Origin of the sequence: Archangium violaceum Cb vi76 (assembly GCF_000733295.1) — a bacterium.
GTDB classification, from domain to species: Bacteria; Myxococcota; Myxococcia; order Myxococcales; family Myxococcaceae; genus Archangium; species Archangium violaceum.
Genome location: NZ_JPMI01000166.1, coordinates 71671 through 87998, shown reverse-complemented (window position 1 = coordinate 87998; position 16328 = coordinate 71671). Strand labels below are relative to the sequence as shown.

At 69.0% G+C, this 16328-nt stretch carries 16 protein-coding genes; 14 read left to right on the top strand and 2 right to left on the bottom strand.

The genetic code is table 11. The features are described 5' to 3' along the window. Window positions 1-123: 123 nt before the first annotated feature. The 10 genes from Q664_RS24605 (at window position 124) to Q664_RS24560 (ending at window position 10272) form a co-directional block, all read left to right on the top strand. Window positions 124-876, top strand: a complete 753-nt coding sequence (locus tag Q664_RS24605) for a hypothetical protein (RefSeq protein WP_043400408.1) — start codon at window positions 124-126, stop codon at window positions 874-876. Window positions 877-1198: 322 nt separating this feature from the next. Continuing rightward, on the top strand, window positions 1199-1657 hold the full coding sequence (locus tag Q664_RS24600; RefSeq protein WP_084610332.1) for a helix-turn-helix transcriptional regulator: 459 nt from the start codon (window positions 1199-1201) through the stop codon (window positions 1655-1657). Window positions 1658-1769: 112 nt separating this feature from the next. Then, a complete protein-coding gene (locus Q664_RS24595) occupies window positions 1770-2672 on the top strand; it encodes a fatty acid desaturase family protein (protein ID WP_043400405.1) in 903 nt (300 codons plus the stop codon). An 80-nt stretch (window positions 2673-2752) separates the two neighbouring features. Continuing rightward, window positions 2753-3430: a helix-turn-helix domain-containing protein gene (locus Q664_RS24590; RefSeq protein WP_084610339.1), complete on the top strand. Its 678-nt coding sequence runs from the start codon at window positions 2753-2755 to the stop codon at window positions 3428-3430. Between the two features lie 363 nt (window positions 3431-3793). Next, window positions 3794-5155, top strand: coding sequence for a TIGR02270 family protein (locus tag Q664_RS24585; protein ID WP_235216858.1), 1362 nt, complete (start codon window positions 3794-3796; stop codon window positions 5153-5155). Window positions 5156-5161: 6 nt separating this feature from the next. Continuing rightward, on the top strand, window positions 5162-6184 hold the full coding sequence (locus Q664_RS24580; RefSeq protein ID WP_043400402.1) for a DUF2169 family type VI secretion system accessory protein: 1023 nt from the start codon (window positions 5162-5164) through the stop codon (window positions 6182-6184). Continuing rightward, on the top strand, window positions 6181-7230 hold the full coding sequence (locus Q664_RS24575) for a 3-oxoacyl-ACP synthase (RefSeq protein WP_043400400.1): 1050 nt from the start codon (window positions 6181-6183) through the stop codon (window positions 7228-7230). The genes Q664_RS24580 and Q664_RS24575 overlap by 4 nt, the downstream gene beginning before the upstream one ends. Beyond that, the gene (locus tag Q664_RS24570; protein ID WP_043400398.1) at window positions 7227-8540 is read left to right on the top strand and encodes a DUF4150 domain-containing protein; all 1314 of its coding nucleotides are present in this window, start codon (window positions 7227-7229) and stop codon (window positions 8538-8540) included. Before Q664_RS24575 ends, Q664_RS24570 begins: the two co-directional genes overlap by 4 nt. Window positions 8541-8704: 164 nt before the next feature. After that, window positions 8705-9337: a hypothetical protein gene (locus Q664_RS24565; RefSeq protein ID WP_235216857.1), complete on the top strand. Its 633-nt coding sequence runs from the start codon at window positions 8705-8707 to the stop codon at window positions 9335-9337. Between the two features lie 173 nt (window positions 9338-9510). Then, entirely contained in the window at window positions 9511-10272 is a 762-nt protein-coding gene (locus tag Q664_RS24560) for a hypothetical protein (RefSeq protein ID WP_235216856.1), read from the top strand. A gap of 44 nt (window positions 10273-10316) precedes the next feature. Here the strand turns inward: Q664_RS24560 and Q664_RS24555 are convergent, their stop codons facing one another. Together Q664_RS24555 and Q664_RS24550 are read right to left on the bottom strand one after the other, a co-directional pair. Further along, entirely contained in the window at window positions 10317-11654 is a 1338-nt protein-coding gene (locus Q664_RS24555) for a sensor histidine kinase (protein ID WP_043400393.1), read from the bottom strand. Between the two features lie 56 nt (window positions 11655-11710). Beyond that, window positions 11711-12325: a phospholipase D-like domain-containing protein gene (locus tag Q664_RS24550; RefSeq protein ID WP_043400474.1), complete on the bottom strand. Its 615-nt coding sequence runs from the start codon at window positions 12323-12325 to the stop codon at window positions 11711-11713. Window positions 12326-12431: 106 nt separating this feature from the next. Between Q664_RS24550 and Q664_RS24545 the strand changes: the two genes are divergently transcribed. Genes Q664_RS24545 through Q664_RS24530 form a run of 4 tightly spaced genes read left to right on the top strand, consistent with a single transcriptional unit; the run spans window position 12432 to window position 16328 of the window. Beyond that, entirely contained in the window at window positions 12432-13106 is a 675-nt protein-coding gene (locus tag Q664_RS24545; RefSeq protein ID WP_043400390.1) for a TetR/AcrR family transcriptional regulator, read from the top strand. A 28-nt stretch (window positions 13107-13134) separates the two neighbouring features. After that, window positions 13135-14574 (top strand): aldehyde dehydrogenase family protein, encoded by a 1440-nt coding sequence (locus Q664_RS24540; RefSeq protein WP_043400387.1) that lies wholly within the window; start codon window positions 13135-13137, stop codon window positions 14572-14574. 9 nt (window positions 14575-14583) lie between these two features. After that, on the top strand, window positions 14584-15210 hold the full coding sequence (locus tag Q664_RS24535; protein WP_043400385.1) for a hypothetical protein: 627 nt from the start codon (window positions 14584-14586) through the stop codon (window positions 15208-15210). A 23-nt stretch (window positions 15211-15233) separates the two neighbouring features. Continuing rightward, window positions 15234-16328, top strand: a complete 1095-nt coding sequence (locus Q664_RS24530; RefSeq protein WP_043400383.1) for a phosphotransferase family protein — start codon at window positions 15234-15236, stop codon at window positions 16326-16328.

Below are 16328 nucleotides of genomic sequence, written 5' to 3'. Positions count from 1 at the left end.
ACCCTGACCCTCTCCCAGAGGGAGAGGGGACGAACTCGACTTCACAGGTTCGGCTCGCGCGGATTCGACCCAACCCGATTGGTCAGCCCGGTATGTTAGGAGTCTTTCCCGGGAGGACACCCCATGAAGAAGCAAGACGAGAAGGAAGACATCCACCCGAACGATGGACCCCCGGAACCCTACCGCGTTCTCAAACGCTACCGCGCCATCGGTGGCGGACTGGGCCGGCTGTACGAGGCGCGCAACAACGAGACGGGCAACCCGGCCCTGGTGCTCATGCCCGGACCGAAAGGAGATCTGCGCGCGGAAGAGGACTGGCAGGTGCGCGCCACCGCCAACGTCACCCCGCCCTACCTCGCGCTCGAGGTGGAACGCGCGCCCGCGAACGGACAACTCCGGCAGCTCACGTGGATGCTCGAGCGATGGGCCGTGACCCTGATGCGCATCGACACACGGCCGGAAGCGCGGGCCCACCTGACGGCCGGCGCCCAGAAGCCCTCCCCGCCACGCTCACGCGCCCCGAGCGGAGTCCTGGTGGCCCTGCTGCTGGCGCTCGGGGTGACTCCGTGGACGCACGCCACACCAGGGCCCCTCACTCCGGCCACCGCGCCGCCCGTGCTCACCCTGGACAGCCCGGAGCCCGACTCGGCGCTCTATACGAGCGGACCGGATGTCATTGCCCATCCCATGCCCCAGGGGCCCTTCCGGGGTCAGAACCGCCCGCCATGCAAGTCGCGGCACGAGGTTGTCATCCGCGGTGGATGCTGGGTCGAAATCGCATCTCGTCCACCCTGTGAGGATGCCTACGAGCTCGAGGGCAAATGCTACATGCCCGGGTACAGCGCTCCGCGTCCTCCGCAGGCCTTGCTCCCCTGACGCATGTGACTTGACAGGTGGGGCTGCCAGACTCAAGCTGAAAGGTAACACGAAACACGCGAGTCCTTCTGGGTAACGCCACTGGTCGGCTCGTGCAGGGACACGGTGCGGGTGACACCGGGCCCCTGTCAGCACCCATGAGCATCAGTTGGGAGGAGCCACGGCTTCTTCCTTGGTGCCTCGAGAGGCTCCCGGCACGTGCCACCAACACGTGCCGGGGGCCTCTTTCCTTTCGTGCGTCACCTCACAACCCACTTTCAAAGTCGCCGCTGACACATGACTTCTGGAGTCATATAAGCCAGCGAGCAGTCAGGACGGAGCCATGGCGTCGAAGACTACTTTTCAAGTCCCCCCCGAGCAGACCCCTTCCCCTCCCCCCCTCCGCCCCCGCCGGAGCAAGCGCGAGGCGAAGCTGAAGCTGTCCAAGGCCCTGGGAGACGCGGCCCGGGAAGCCCGGCTGAAGGCCAGTTTGACGCAGGCGGACGTGGCCGAGCGCATCGGCGTGGCCACCGAGGTCTACGGCCGGCTGGAGCGGGGGCTGCTCATGCCGAGTGTCCCCACGCTGCGCCGCATCTGCCTGGCCCTGCACCTGTCCGCGGATGCCCTGCTCGCGCTCAGCTCGCCCCACCCCCCCATCTGGGAGGAGCCCCCGCCCCCCTCCTCCGAGCAGGAGCCCCCGGCGATGCGGCGGCTGCTGCGCAACGTGCGCAAGCTCAACAGCACGCAGATCCGCGCCCTCTCCCTGATGGCCTCCACCCTCCGCCGCGAGGGCGAGGACTGATCCACCGCCCATCAGAGGGGGGAGCGGGAACGTCCGGATTTTCGCGCTGGCGCAACCGATTGGCGCTTGCAATGAAGCAGTTCACACCCCGCGTGCGTACATCGAAGGGGCCATGCCCCTCCGCCCCTCCGCCCTCCCCACCCTCGATGTGCCCCACCTCGCCGTCCATGGCCTCTGGTGCACCTGGCTCGCCGCGTTGTTGGTGAGCTGGGACACCCTGCCCATGACGGGCCGCGTCACCCTGATGGGGGCCGGCTTCCTCCTCCTCTTCTGGAACTACGCCGTCCTCCACAACCACATGCACCAGCCCATCGCCCGCCCCCGGGCGCTGCGCTGGCTGGTGTCACGCACGCTCGGCGTGGCATGCGGCTTCGCCTACCGCGGCTACCACATCCACCACTTCAACCATCACCGGTACAACGATGGAGAGGGGGACTGGGGCCGCCGCCGCTCCGGCGAGGGCGCGCTGAGGTACCTGGTGCGCTCCACCCTCACCCCGTGGTTCTGGCCCCATGGCCTGCTGGCCAACGTGTGGAAGGTGGCCGGACAGAGGAAGGGCCAGCGCGCCGAGCTGGTGCTCGACTTCGTCCTGCTGCAGGGCTCCCTGGTGGCGCTCGCCCTGTGGCGGCCGTGGCTGGCCCTGTCCTACTTCGGGATGATGCTCGCGGGGCAGCTGTCCATCCACGTGCTCAACCTGGCCGCCCACCACGAGACGGACGCCACCCGCCGGGACTCGCTGGCCGTGACGTCCACTTCCCGCCTGTACAACCTCCTGTGCTTCAACGCCGGCTACCACCAGGCCCACCACCTGCGTCCCCAACTGCCCTGGCGGGAGCTGCCAGCCCTCACGGAGCGTCTGGCCTCCGAGGGGTTGATTCGTCCAGCACTGCAAACCCCGCTGTCCCCCATCCATCCGTCCTGGGTGGCGCGGCTCCTCAAGCGCTATGCTGCCGCGCCGTGCGCCCCGCAGAAGGACTCGACGACTACCTCCGAGACCCCATCGGCCGCTATCTGACGGGAGAGAACTTCTTCCACTGGTACGCCACGCCCGAGCTGTGCGGGTTCACCGTGTGGGGTAGGCCCGGCGAGGCCCAGATTCAACGGCTCACCCAGGTGCTGGACGTGGAGCTGGCCCCCGCGGCGCCCCACCTGTCCCTGGTGGACGCCAGCCGCGTGGAGGCCCCGGACGCCAGCGGCCTGTCCGTGCTGGTGAAGTACATGGCGCCGCGCATCTCCGGCTTCTCCCAGACGGTGAAGCGACAGGCGCTGGTGCGGCCCGAGGGCATGGCGGGCGCGGTGGTGGGCGGCTTCTACAGCCTCGTCAGCTCCGGCTACCCCACGCGGGCCTTCGCGGATGCGCACGAGGCGCTCGCCTGGCTGGGCCGTCCCGAGGACGAGTCCCGCGCCCTGATGAACGAGCTGAACGACCTGGTGATGCAGCAGATGGGGCAGTCCCCGCTGCTCGGCGAGCTGCACCGGGTGCTGCGCCACCGGCTGGTGGACGCCAACCTCGCGGACGTGGCCCGGGAGCTGGGCATGTCCGAGCGCACCCTCCAGCGCCGCCTGCGCGAGGCCGGCACCTCCTTCCAGTCCGAGCTCAACACGGTGCAGGTGCGCACCGCGCAGACGCTCCTGCTCGAGAGCGACGCCAAGCTCACCGCGGTGGCCGTGGAGGTGGGGTGCGCGTCCCTCCAGCACTTCAGCAGCCTGTTCCGCAAGATGACCGGCGAGTCCCCCAGCGCCTGGCGGGCCCGGCACCGCAAGACACCCTAAGCAGGTCGCCAGAAGTTCCTGAACGAATTCGGAGCGGAGCCAGCAGCGAAAGGCCCTTCATTCGTCTTGGAACTTTTGGCTACCTACTTAGTGGCAAGTGGAACACCCAGTACGCCACATGCATCGCGAGTCCGCCTGAAGCAGTAGGGCGGCCCGGTAGCGACAAGCTCGGCTGTTTGAGTCGTTGCGCCGCATGGGGTAGTTTTGCCCCCGCGAGGGCGGAAGACGTTCCCCCCCTCCACGTTGTCCATTCAGCGCCCCGTCCTCGCGTTTCACGGAGGGGGGAGTCTTCATGAATGGCTTGTTGTCTTTGCACGCCAGCGGAGTCTCCCCCGTGAACGCATTCTCCTCGAGGGGACGTACGTGGAGACGTGCGCCGAGGGCGTCATTCGCCTCCGGGGCGGCCCGGTTCGAATCAACCAGGGGGGCGGTGTCATGGTGTTGCTGGACGTGCTGGAGGAGTACCTGGACGAGGCGACCTTCCGGTGGGTGCAGTGGGAAAGGGCCCTGGTGGCACCGGACTTCACGCTGGCGGAGACGACGGAGCGCGAGGAAAGGCTGCTGGCGTGCCTGGAGGGGCTGGAGGACGAGGACGCGCTCGACACCGTGGTGCGCCTGGCCTTCGACTCAGAGGACGCGCCGCGTATTTCGGCCGCGGCCCACGCACTGCTGGCGCAGGGGGAGGTGGAGGAGGTACTGGTGCGGTTGCGAGGGGCGAAGGCGCCGGCCAGTACCGCCATTCTCCGGGCGTTGGAGGTGAGTGAAGCCCCGTGCCTGGGCGCACGCCTCCTGGAGTTGCTGAAGCTGGAGGACACAGCCTTGCAGGCCGGAGTGCTGGAGGCTCTGGCCTTCCGCCAGGAGGCGCCTGCCGAGGCGCTGGTGCGCTTCTTCAGACATGACGAGCAACGGGCGCGGGTAGCGGCCCTGCGCGGGGCGCTGCCGCTGCCGGAGGACACGGTGCGCGGGCATCTGCCCGGGCTGCTGGACTCGGGGCACCCCGGCATTCGTGCGGCGGCCATGGAGGTGGGACTGGCCTCCGGCGTGCGTCTGGCCTGGGAGGCCTGCCGCGAGGAGGTGCAGTCGCCCGGCGCGTGTGCCCGGGAAGCCATGGTGCTGCTGGCCCTGGGCTGCGACGAGGCGGAGGCCTCTCTCCTGGTGGACTGCCTGGAGTCCCCTGGGTTGCGTGCGGACGCCCTCTGGGCCCTGGGCTTCAGCGGCCGGGTGGCGGCCATGGAGGCGTGCGTGCAGTACCTCGAGGTGCCCGAGGTGGCGCACCTGGCGGCAGAGGCCCTCTCGGCCATGACGGGGCTGCGGCTGGAGGGCGCCCAAGCCCTGCCTCCGGGCGAGCGGCCCGAAGGCGCGCCGGTGCCGCCGGAGGAGCAGGAGGGTCTGGACGCGGACCTGGAGCCGCGGCCGGAGGACGACCTGGCCTGGCCACATGTGGCCGCCGTCAGGGACTGGTGGGCGCAAGCGCGCACCCGCTTCGCCAAGGGCACGCGCTACCTGCGGGGCCAGCCCTTCAGCGGCCCGGTGCTGCTGGACGCCCTGGAGTCCAGCCCCATGCGGCGCCGGCACGTGCTGGCGCGGGAGCTGGCCATTCGCACGCGAGGGCAGCATGTCATTGCCACCCGCGCCTTTACCCGCCGCCAACGCGACGCCATCGCCCGGGCCCGGGGCGCATGTGCCCGACTGCGGAGCACGCCCCTGGCCTCCACCCTGCGCTGACGTCCCATGCCCGCCCTCCAAAACCTCACGCCCTTCGCGGCCACCGACTTCCTCTCGCTCACGAAGGAGGGCGACGAGTGCCTCGTCCTCGTCGTGGCCGGCAGCTTCGTCCTGCCCCCGGCCGGGCGCTCCACGCACGCACCGCTGGCGGTATGCGAGGAGCAACCGCAGCCTGCCACCACGGACACGTATTGGGGCGAGCCGGAGAAGTCGAGCCTTCGCCACGAGTCGCCATCCGCCTACACGCGGCCCGGTACCGACGTGCTGCTGCACGGCCAGGCCTGGGCGCCCCGGGGCCGCAAGGCGACGCGCACGCAGGTGGCGGTGCGGGTGGGCGCGCTGGAGCAGCGGGCCGTCGTCTCGGGCCCCCGCGTCTGGTACCAGGGCCTCGCCGGACTGAGCGCCTCGGACGCGCTGCCCTTCGAGTCCCTTCCGCTGCGGTACGAGTACGCCTTCGGCGGCACCTCGGCCTCGGGCCACGAGGCGCGCAACCCCGTGGGCCGGGGCTTCTACGCCAGTGCGAAGGAGGCGCTGGAAAAGCCCCTGCCCTGCATTGAAGCCCCGGAGTCCCTCGTGCGCGGCTGGGCGGACAGGCCACCGCCCCGCGGCTTCGGCCCCGTGGCGCGGCACTGGCAACCGCGCCTGGGTTGGGCGGGGACGTACGACGCGGCGTGGGTGGAGAAGCGCGCCCCGCTCTGGCCCGTGGACTTCGACGAGCGCTTCTTCCACGCCGCCCCCGAGGGCCTGCGGGCTTCGACTCACCTGCGGGGCGGAGAGCCGGTGGTGCTGGAGGGCGTCTCACCCGACGGGCCCCTGGCCTTCACGCTCCCCACGCACCAGTTACTGGCCCGCTGCACCTTCGCCGGACGACGGGAGAAGCGGCGCATGGTGTTGGACACGGTGCTGCTGGAGCCGGAGGAGCGCCGCCTCGTCCTCACCTGGCGGGCGACGTTTCCGGCGCACCGGCAGCTGGCCACGCATGAGGTGAGTAGCGTGCGGCTCTTGGAGTCCGGGGAGGACGTGCCATGAGTGGAGCGCAGGTAGTGGGGCTGGGACTCTGCACGCCCATTGGCACCTCGACGCACATGACGCTGGCGTCGCTGCGCGCCGGCCTCGTGCGCTTCACACGGACGGAGGTGCTGGACGAGGTAGCAGAGCCCGTGCGGGCCTCGCGGCTGAGTCTCCTCGACGACTCCCTCTCTCGCACCCAACGCATGGCGGCGCTGGCCCGGCAGGCCCTCGCCGGAGTGCGGCCGCTGCTGGCATCCCTCCCCCCAGGGCGAGTGCCGCTGTACCTTGGACTGCCCGAGGCGGGGCTGGGCGCCCGGGTGGAGCAGGAAGCGCTGGTAGCGGCGCTGCTGGCCGAGACGGCGGGACGGCTGGAAGTGGTGAAGGTGCACGAGGCCGGGCGGGCCGCCTTCTTCGAAGCCCTGGCCTCCGCCCAGAAGGACTTGCACTCCGGCCGCGCGGGGGCGCTGGCCCTGGTGGGCGCGGTGGACTCGCTGGCAGACGGCGCTTCGCTGGAGGCATTGGCAGCGGCACGGCTGCACCTGGGGCGCCGGAATCCGGACGGGAGGATTCCAGGGGAGGCGGCGGGCTTCGTCGCCCTGGCCCGGCCGGGCGCCGCCAGGTCTCTGAAGCTGGAGGCCACGGGCGTCCTGCTGGGCACAGCCCTCGCCGTCGAACCGAAGCCCTTCTCGCAGCGCGGCCCCAGCCTGGCGGAGGGACTGACGGAAGCCCTCCATACCCTACGGCGAGACGCGGTGACGGGCGCACGGCGCGTGGATGCAGTCCTGGCCTGTCAGCCAGGAGACTCTTTCTGGGGCACCGAGTTCTCCCGCGCCTACCTGCGCAACGCCTCCCTCATGCCCGAGCCCTTACGCGTGTACGTCGCGGGCGAAGGGCTGGGGGACGCAGGGGCTGGTGCCGGCCCCGTCATGCTGGGCGTGGCCCTGCACCGGGCGCGCTGGCGTGGGCCCAGCGCTCGAAGGACACTCATTCATGGCAGTGCCGACGGTGGGCGCATTGGGGCCTGCGTCGTGGAGATGATTCGAAGTGCCAAGGAGGAATCATGAGCAAGGTCTTCGCCAACGGCCGCTCCATCCTGCACAAGGGGAGCGGCAACACGCACACCTCGGCCGCGCCCGACGTCTGCAAGGTGCCGACGCCGGGAGGGCCGGTGCCCACGCCCTTCGTCAACTCGGCCCAGGACTCCATGCTCACCAAGGGAAGCAAGAGCGTCACCATCAATGGCCACCCGGTGGCGCTGACCGACTCCGAGTTGAGCACCAGCTCGGGCGACGAGCCGGGGACGGCAGGCGGCCTCATCTCCTCCAAGTTCAAGGGGAAGATGGCCTGGGGTAGCGGCAGCGTGGACGTGAAGATTGAGGGCAAGGGCGTCGTGCGCTTCCTCGATGTCACCCTCCACAACGGCAACTCGTTCAACACCGCGTTCATGTCGGCTGGTGGGACGGGATTCGCCTACGGGGACGACTTCGAGGGGGCGTGTATCATCTGTCAGAAGGATCCGGACAGCCACGCGGCGCTTGAGCTTCCAGAAGGGAGCCTCGACATCGCCAACAAGATTCTCAAGGACCTCAAGGCGCGCGAGGACGAATGGGCCAAGGTCAACCAGGAAATCGCAATGAAGGTCGCCGACCTCGGACGCATTCAGCGTCAAGACCCCCCACCCAAACAGACGACCTTGGATGAGCGGATGGCCTATATCAAGTCACTTGAGAGGAAGCGCGATGGGCTTGAGAATCATCGTCGCGAGAAATCTGGCGCGTACATGTTCGGGGTCTTGGTATGCCTCACCGGCAAGAAGTTCGCCGCAGTATCGGGTAACGAGGTGCCTCCCGGGTTCAAAGCCATCGCCGAGTCTCACGGTTGCACAGTCCTTGGGGAGGCCGCCACGCTGGAGGACTTCATGGCCATCAACCCAAGATGTGCCGCAGGAGACACCGAGGCGATAGAAAAGATGAGCGAGCAGTGGAAGGAAACGGTAAGAAAGTCCGACAGCGGAGAGGAGGGATACAATAATCGCCCTGGGACCTGTGCAGGCGCCAAGCTCATCGGCAAGAGTGGCCACGTCGCGCACTCGATGACCGAGATTTACTTCTCTTTCTCTTCTGACAAGAAGGGCGTGAAATTCAAGACATACTATCGCGGGCCCATCGACGATGCTCCAGATGCTCCATCTAAGGCTAAGGGGCCTTGGACGCCTCCGAGCGCCGACGATATCAAGGCTGGAAAGGGCGGAGCGCGTGTCGAGGAACACGTTGACATGCGACGCAAGAAGGAGGTCACTGTGCTTTCCTGCCAGTCGTGTCAGGACACGCTGTTCATGGCCCGGTGCGACCTCGAAAAGCAGAGTTGCGAATGACTTGGTCAAAGTTTCTAAAAGCCCCCCCTCCCTTGTCGATAACGGGCTTGCTCGCGTTCATGGAGCGATGGAAGCCTGGGAGCACTCATGGCTTCGAACCGGCCACAGCCGGCCAGATTGCTGCCCTGGCCAAGTCCCATGGAGGGCTTGACGCGCTGCCTCCCGTGTATCGCGAGTTCCTCGCTACCATGGGCGCATCGACCGGCGGCTTGCGGTTGAAGTTTGGCACGACCTCGATCTCGGTGCTGCTCGAGGATCTCAAGGACCATCAACGAGAACGGCCCGATTCTCGCCGCCACCTCAAGTTCGCCATCGGCGAGGACGACTACAACGGCCGCCACCCGGACGACTTCTTTGATCTCTCCCGTCCGACACCCGACGGACGTGACGCGGCGATCCTCCGCATCCACGAAGAAGACCTGGTGAGCGGCAAGGTTGCAGCCGAGCGGCCCTTCCCGACCTTCTCCGACTGGCTACGTTCGGTGATCGTATCCAGAGTCTGCTTGGAGGTCGGCCCGAAGCAGCATAGGCGATACTACGACCTTGGGCCGAAACCCGAGGCTCCGGCCAAGGCCTATGAGTTCTTCACACGCTTGGGATTCTCGCTCACTGAACTTGGGGCCTCGTCGGAGGTCATTCCTCTCGAGCACCCGGAGCGCGGTGCGATCGCCCTTATCAGCGCGCCTTCGACATCAATCCCAAGTACTGGCCTGGAATTACACGCGCGTGATAAGGCCCAGCAGTTGCTCCTCAATGAAGTAATCCAGGACCACAAGCACGAGTTGAGAGGTGATTGACGAGGGTCGCCGTTCATATGGTCTGGCGAACTCAACATGCGACGCAAGAAGGAGACCACCGTGCTTTCCTGCCAGTCGTGTCAGGACACGCTTTTCATGGCCCGGTGTGACCTCGAGGTGCAGACGTGCGGATGACCTGGTCAAAGCTTCTCGAGGCCCCCCCTCCCTTGTCGATGACGGGCTTGCTCGCGTTCATGGAGCGATGGAAACCCGGCAGCACTCAGGGCTTCGAAGCGGCCACGGCCGACCAAATTGCTGCCCTGGCCAAGCCACATGGAGGGCTCGACGCGCTACCTCGCGTATATCGCGAGTTCCTCGCGACAATGGGCGCATCGACGGGCGACTTGCGGTTGACGTATTACGGCACGACCTCTGTTGCGGCGCTGCTCGAGGATCGCAAGGACCCTCAACGAGAGCGGCCCAATTCTCGCCGGTATCTCAAGTTCACCATGGGTGAGGAGGGCAACGAAGGACGCGACACGGACGACTTTTTCGAACTCACTCGTCCGACACCCGATGGACGTGACGCGGCAATCATCCGAATTCACGAAGAGGACCTGGTGCGCGGCAAGGTTGCACCCGAGCAGCCCTTCCCAACCTTTTCCGACTGGATACGAGCGGTGCTCGTATCCAGGGTTGCCTTTGAAGCTGAACCGGAGAAGCAAACGCGGTACTACAGCTTGGGGCCAAAGCCGGAGACCCCGTCCAGGGCCTACGAGTTCTTCACACGCTTGGGATTCTCGCTCACCGAGCTCGGGGCCTCGTCGGCGCTCATTCCTCTCGAGCACCCGGAGCGTGACACGATCGTCCTTATTATTGCGCCTTCGCCGTTGCTCCAAAGCACGGGAGTGAAGGTGCGCGCGCGTGAAAAGACCCAGCAACTGCTCCTTGATGAAGTAATCCAGGACCACAAGCAGGAGTTGAGCGGCGATTGACGAGGGGCGCCATTCGCAGGCCAGTCTGTCCCGGCGAGCGGGCCTCACGCCGCGGCGGAGGCCGAAGCGGAGACGGGCTCGCCCGCCGCCGGCAACCACATGACGAAGCGGGCGCCGCCCTCGGAGCGGTTCTCCGCACGCAGCGAGCCCTCGACGCGCGAGACGTACTCGCGGCACAGCGCCAGCCCCAGCCCGGTGCCCTTGCCCGGCGGCTTGGTGGTGAAGAAGGGCTCGAAGAGCCGCGCCAACACGTGCTGGGGAATCCCCGGGCCGTTGTCCTCCACCTCCACCCGCACCCCGCCCTCCAGCTTCCGCGCCCTCACCGCGATGGCCGCCCGGCGCGCGGGCTCCGCGTCCTCCACCGCATCCGCCGCGTTCACCAGCAGGTTCAACAACACCTGCACCAGGTGCCGCTGCCCCAGCCGCACCGGCGGCAGCTCCGCGTCGATCTCCAGCGTCACGTCCCCCAGGCCGCGCAGGCGCACCGAGGCCAGCCGCCTCGCCTCGTGGATGGCGTCCTCCGCCTGCCCCGCGTCGCCCTCGTCGATCTCCCGCGAGAAGCGCCGCAGATCCATGACGATCTGCTGGATGCGCAGCACCCCATCCTGCGTCTCGGCGACCACGTCCCGCAGCTCCCCCACGTCCAGCGCCCCACCCTCGGTGCGCAGCTCCCGCTCCAGGAAGCCGAGGTTGGACTTCACGAAGGCCAGCGGGTTGTTCACCTCGTGGGCCACCCCGGCCGCCAGCTGCCCCACCAGCACCAGCCGGTCCACCTCCGCGCGCTCGCGCTCGGCCTTCAACCGGCGGCGCTCGCTCTCGGACAGCTGATCCAGCGCCACCAGCCGCTCCTGCTGCGCCGTCTTCTCCGCGTCGCGCATGCTCCGGTACGTCCGCGTCCCGGCGATGGCGATCGCTCCAATCAGGCCGAAGCACGCCCCGTGCGCCAGCAGCTCGCGCGGCGGCAGGCCGGCCAGCACGTCCAGCACCATCACCGCTCCCAGCATGCCCCCACAGGCCACCACCGTGGGCACGCGGGTGTCCGGCGTGTAGATGGCGATGGCGAAGGGGATGGCGCTGAGCATCGGAAAGCAGGGGCTGAGCGGTCCTCCGGTGTGGTGGATGAGCACCGTCGCCGCCACGAGCGACACCGGCCCGGACCACATCCCCGCCGACTTCACGGCAATCCACCCCGCCCCCACCGCCACGCCAATGACCAGGAAGCTCGCGCTCCACCCCCCGTACGCCAGCACGAGCGCCGGCGCGAAGGCTCCCGCGCTCAGTCCATGGGCGATGAATCCCCCGAAGAGGAGGGCCGCACAGACGAAGTAGTTCTTCCGCTTCACCCCGCGCAGGGCCTGCATCCCGGAGGCATCAGGCATCATCGGGGGGCGATTGTAACATTCCGAACAGCTGGATTGTACGGACCCGCAGTGCCGGGCTAGCCGCGCCCGCGCACCAGGCGTCGCGCCTGGCCCAGGCGGATGCCGCCGGGAGACTCCTTCTTCGCTGGCCGTGCGCTCGCGGGGAGGATGGGATCCGGACACACCGCGCGCAGCCGGCAACCGCGGCACTCCGCCCCGCTCCACACCGACTCGTAGAGCGCCGTCACCCGGTCGATGACGTCGAAGTCCTCGGTGACGAAGCCCATCTCGAAGTTGCGCACGTCCTCGCCCTTGGCCCCCAGCCCCGCCCCGGTGAGGTTGGCGCTGCCCAGGTACGCCCACGCCCCATCCACCAGCACCGTCTTGAAGTGCACCCGCGGGCACACCTTCAGCTCCAACCCGCCCCGCACCAGCCGCGCGCGCTTGTCGAACTCCGCCCGGAAGGGCCGGCTGGGCATCTCCGCGTGCAGCAGCCGCAGCGCCACCCCGCGCGCCGCCAGCCCGTCCAGCACCTGAAGCAGCGGCACGTAGCGCCCCGCCTGCTCCACGTACATGGCCTTCACGTTCGCGGTCGCCATCCACACCGACTCGCGCGCGTGCGCCAGCTTGCCCAGCACCACTTCCCGGTACAGCGCGCCGCCGTCGAGCAACTCCGCCTGGATGGGACGCATACCCACATGCTCGCACATCAGCCGGGCCGCCGCGACTTTCTCCGCCCGTGAACAGATGACCCAAGGTCACTTGACAGCACAGACACCGCCTCTTACGAAATGACTCATGGTCAGCAACACGGCGAAGCGGGTGCCGCCGCAGCGGGCGAGGAAGGAAGAGGACAAGGAGGCGAGGCGGCGGCAGCTGCTGGACGCGGCGTTGGAGCTGTACCGGGCCACCTCGTACGACGAGGTGAAGATGGCGGACGTGGCGGAGCGGGTGAAGCTGGCCAAGGGGACGGTGTTCCTCTACTTCCCGACGAAGGAGGCGCTCTTCCTGGCGCTGCTGGAGGAGCAGCTCTTCGCGTGGTTCGCGCGGCTGGAGGAGACGCTGGAGCGCGGCGAGGGGCGGTGGACGGGGGCGCGGGTGGCGAGCACGGTGGCGGAGACGCTGGAGGGGGAGGAGCCGCTCACCCGGCTGCTGGCGAGGCTGCAGACGGTGTTGGAGCAGAACGTCACGGTGGAGCAGGTGCGTGGCTTCAAGGAGCGGCTGCTGGAGGCGGTGGTGCGGGCGGGGACGCTGGTGGAGGAGCGGCTGCCCTTCCTGAAGGCGGGCGAGGGCGTGCGCGTCTTCCTGCACGTGCACGCGCTGGTGGTGGGGCTGCGGCAGATGGCGGACCTGGCCCCGGTGGCGCGCGAGGCCCACGCGGCCGCCCCGCACCTGGAGCCGCTCCGGGTGGACTTCACGCGCGAGCTGACGGACGCGCTCACGACTTCACTGCGCGGGCTGGAAGCCCGCTGAGTCAAACAAACCCCGAGGAGATGACACGATGCGCGTGGTGAGCATGGAGGAGCAGGGCCGGAAGAATCCCTTCCAGGAGCGCTTCGAGCGGCTGCGGGCGCGGCGCTGGGAGCTGTCGAGGACGAGCGCGAGGGAGCGCGTCGAGAAGCTGAAGAAGCTCAGGCGCGCCGTCGTGGAGCGGCGCGAGGCGCTCTACCAGGCCATCCACGCGGACTTCCGCAAGCCGGCGGCCGAGGTGGAGACGAGCGAGATGCTGCTGGTGCTGATGGAGCTGGACCACGCCATCAAGCACCTGGCGAAGTGGATGAAGCCGCGCAAGGTGGGCACGCCGGTGCTGCTCGCGGGCACGCGCAGCGAGGTGCGTTACGAGGCCAAGGGCGTGGTGCTCATCATCGCGCCGTGGAACTACCCCTTCCAGCTGACCCTCTCCCCGCTGGTGGCGGCGGTGGCCGCGGGCAACTGCGTGATGCTGAAGCCGAGCGAGAAGACGCCGCACACGGCGGCCTTCATCGCGCAGCTCGTCCGGGACGTGTTCGATCCCTCCGAGGTGACGGTGGTGGAGGGAGGCGCGCAGGAGAGCCAGGCGCTGCTGGAGCTGCCCTTCGACCACTTCTTCTTCACCGGGGGCCCGAAGGTGGGGCGCAAGGTGATGGAGGCGGCGGCGAAGCACCTGGCCGGGGTGACGCTGGAGCTGGGCGGCAAGTCGCCCGCGGTGGTGGACGAGCACGCGGACGTGAAGGCGGCGGCCGAGCGCATCGCCTTCGGCAAGTTCCTCAACGGGGGCCAGACGTGCGTGGCGCCGGACTACGTGCTGGTGCACGCCTCGAAGGAGGAGGAGTTCCTCTCCAGGGTGCGCGAGACGCTGGAGCGCTTCTACGGGAGGACGGAGGAGGCACGGAAGGCCACGCCGGACTTTTGCCGCATGGTGGATGACGCGCAGTTCGCCCGGGTGAACGGGCTGCTGGAGCGCACGGTGGCCAGCGGGGTGCGCGTGGTGACGGGCGGCGTGGTGGACGCCACCAGCCGCTACATCTCCCCCACGGTGCTGGCGGACGTGAAGCCCGAGGCCCCCATCATGGAGGAGGAGATCTTCGGCCCGGTGCTGCCGGTGCTGCGCTACCAGCAACTGGACGAGGCGGTGCGTCACATCCGCGCGGGCACCAAGCCCCTGGCCATGTACATCTTCAGCCAGGACAAGCGCTCGGTGGAGCGTCTCGTTTCGGAGACGTCCGCGGGAGGCACCTGCGTGAACACGACGGTGGTGCACCTGACGAACGCGGACCTGCCCTTCGGCGGCATCGGCGAGAGCGGCGTGGGCAACTACCACGGCGAGTACGGCTTCCGGACCTTCAGCCATGAACGGGCGGTGTTGCGCCAGGGCCCCATTGCCTTCCTGCAGACCTTCTTCCCGCCGTACACGGACAAGGCGAAGAAGATGCAGCGCATGGCCACCCGCCTCTTCGAGTAGAAGGACGCCGTGCTCACCGTCGACTCCCATCCCCTCTTGGACACGGTGGCCTTCGAGGCCACCTTCCCCAAGCCCCTGTCCGAGCAGCCCTCGCCCGAGTGGCTGGTGGCGCTGCTGAAGCTGGACGCTCCGGCGCCGCTGAGCGCCGATGACGCCGTGCGTGGCGCGGTGCGCGACCTGCTGCGTCATGGCGGCTTCAAGCCCACGGGCCGGAGCAAGCCGGCCTCGGAGTACCTGGTGCGGGCGGCGGGGGATGGGACGCTCGGCTCCATCAACGCCGCGGTGGACGTGTGCAACGCGGTGTCGCTGCACAGCGGGCTGCCCATCAGCGTGGTGGACCCGGAGCGGGCGAAGGAGCCGCTGCGCATCGGCGTCGCCCCCGCGGACGCCTCGTACGTCTTCAACGCCTCCGGGCAGAGCATCGACCTCGGGGGCCTGCTGTGCCTCTTCGACGCGGAGGGCCCCTGCGCCAACGCGGTGAAGGACGCGCAGCGCACCAAGACGCACGCCGGCACGCGCCGCACCCTCACCGTGCTGTGGGGCACCAACGCCCTGCCGGGACGCACCGAGCGGGCCTTCACGTGGTACCGCGAGCTGCTCGAGCGGCTGGGGGCGACGGTGGAGCGGCGGTCCTGAGCCCGCCGGACCTCACCTCCCTGTTGGCCCACGGGGCCCGCGCGCTGTCCTCGGCCTGGGGCCGCCCGGTGCTCCTCGGCGCGCCCGAGCTCCTCAAGACGGAGTCCCGCAGCGTGGTGGTGCGCGCCCAGGTGCGCGGCGGCCCGGTGCCCGCCATCATCCTCAAGCACTTCCGGGATGACCCCGTCTGCGGGCTCGATGACCAGGCCGGCGCGGACTTCCTCACCCGCCAGGGGCTGGAGTTCGGCCCCCGCCTGCTCGCGGCCGACGTGGACGCGCGCCTCTTCGTGCTGGAGGACCTGGGACGCGGACGCACGCTGGAGGAGCTGCTGCGCGGAGAGGATGCCCGCGCGGCCACCGGAGGGCTGATCGCCACCGCGCGCCTCGCCGGACAGCTCCACGCGCGCACCCTGGGCCTCCAGTCCGAGTACGAGCTCGTCCGTCAGGCGCTGCCTCCGCGCCCCCAGCGGGTGCGGGTGGAGAACGCGCGCTTCCTGTTGGACAACGAGGAGCGGTTGCTGCGCTGGCTCTCGGCGGTGGAGGCCGAGGCGGCGCCGGGCCTGCACGAGGACCTGCAGGACGTGGCGCGCACGCTCGCCAACCCGGGGCCCTTCCTCGCCTTCACCCACGGGGACCTCGCGCCGGGCAACGTCCTCTTCACCGCCAACGGCCCGCGCCTGCTCGACTTCGAGTACGCGGGCATGCGGCACGCCCTGTACGACGCGCTGATGTGGCTCGTCACCGTGCCGCTCCCGGACGAGCTCATCGCCCGCGCGGACATCACCTACCGCATCACCCTCTCCTCGCAGTGCGAGGCGGCCCAGGCGGACTCGGCGTGGGTGCGCGCCCGGGCCACGGTGGCGCTGGCGCGCACGGTGAACCTCTTCCAGTGGCTGCACCCGCGCGTGCTGGAGGAGGACCGAGAGTGGGCCCCGGGCCTCTCCGAGCGCGCCGCCCTGCTGCACCACCTCGCGCGCTGCCGGGCCCTGCTCGCCCCCGCGGACGGCTTTCCGGGACTCGCCCGCACGTTGGAGACGCTGGAGGCCCGCCTGCGCGAGCGTTGGACGGTGCCGCCCTTCGTGTGGCCCGCCTTCCGCGAGCTGGACGAGTTGGAGTGA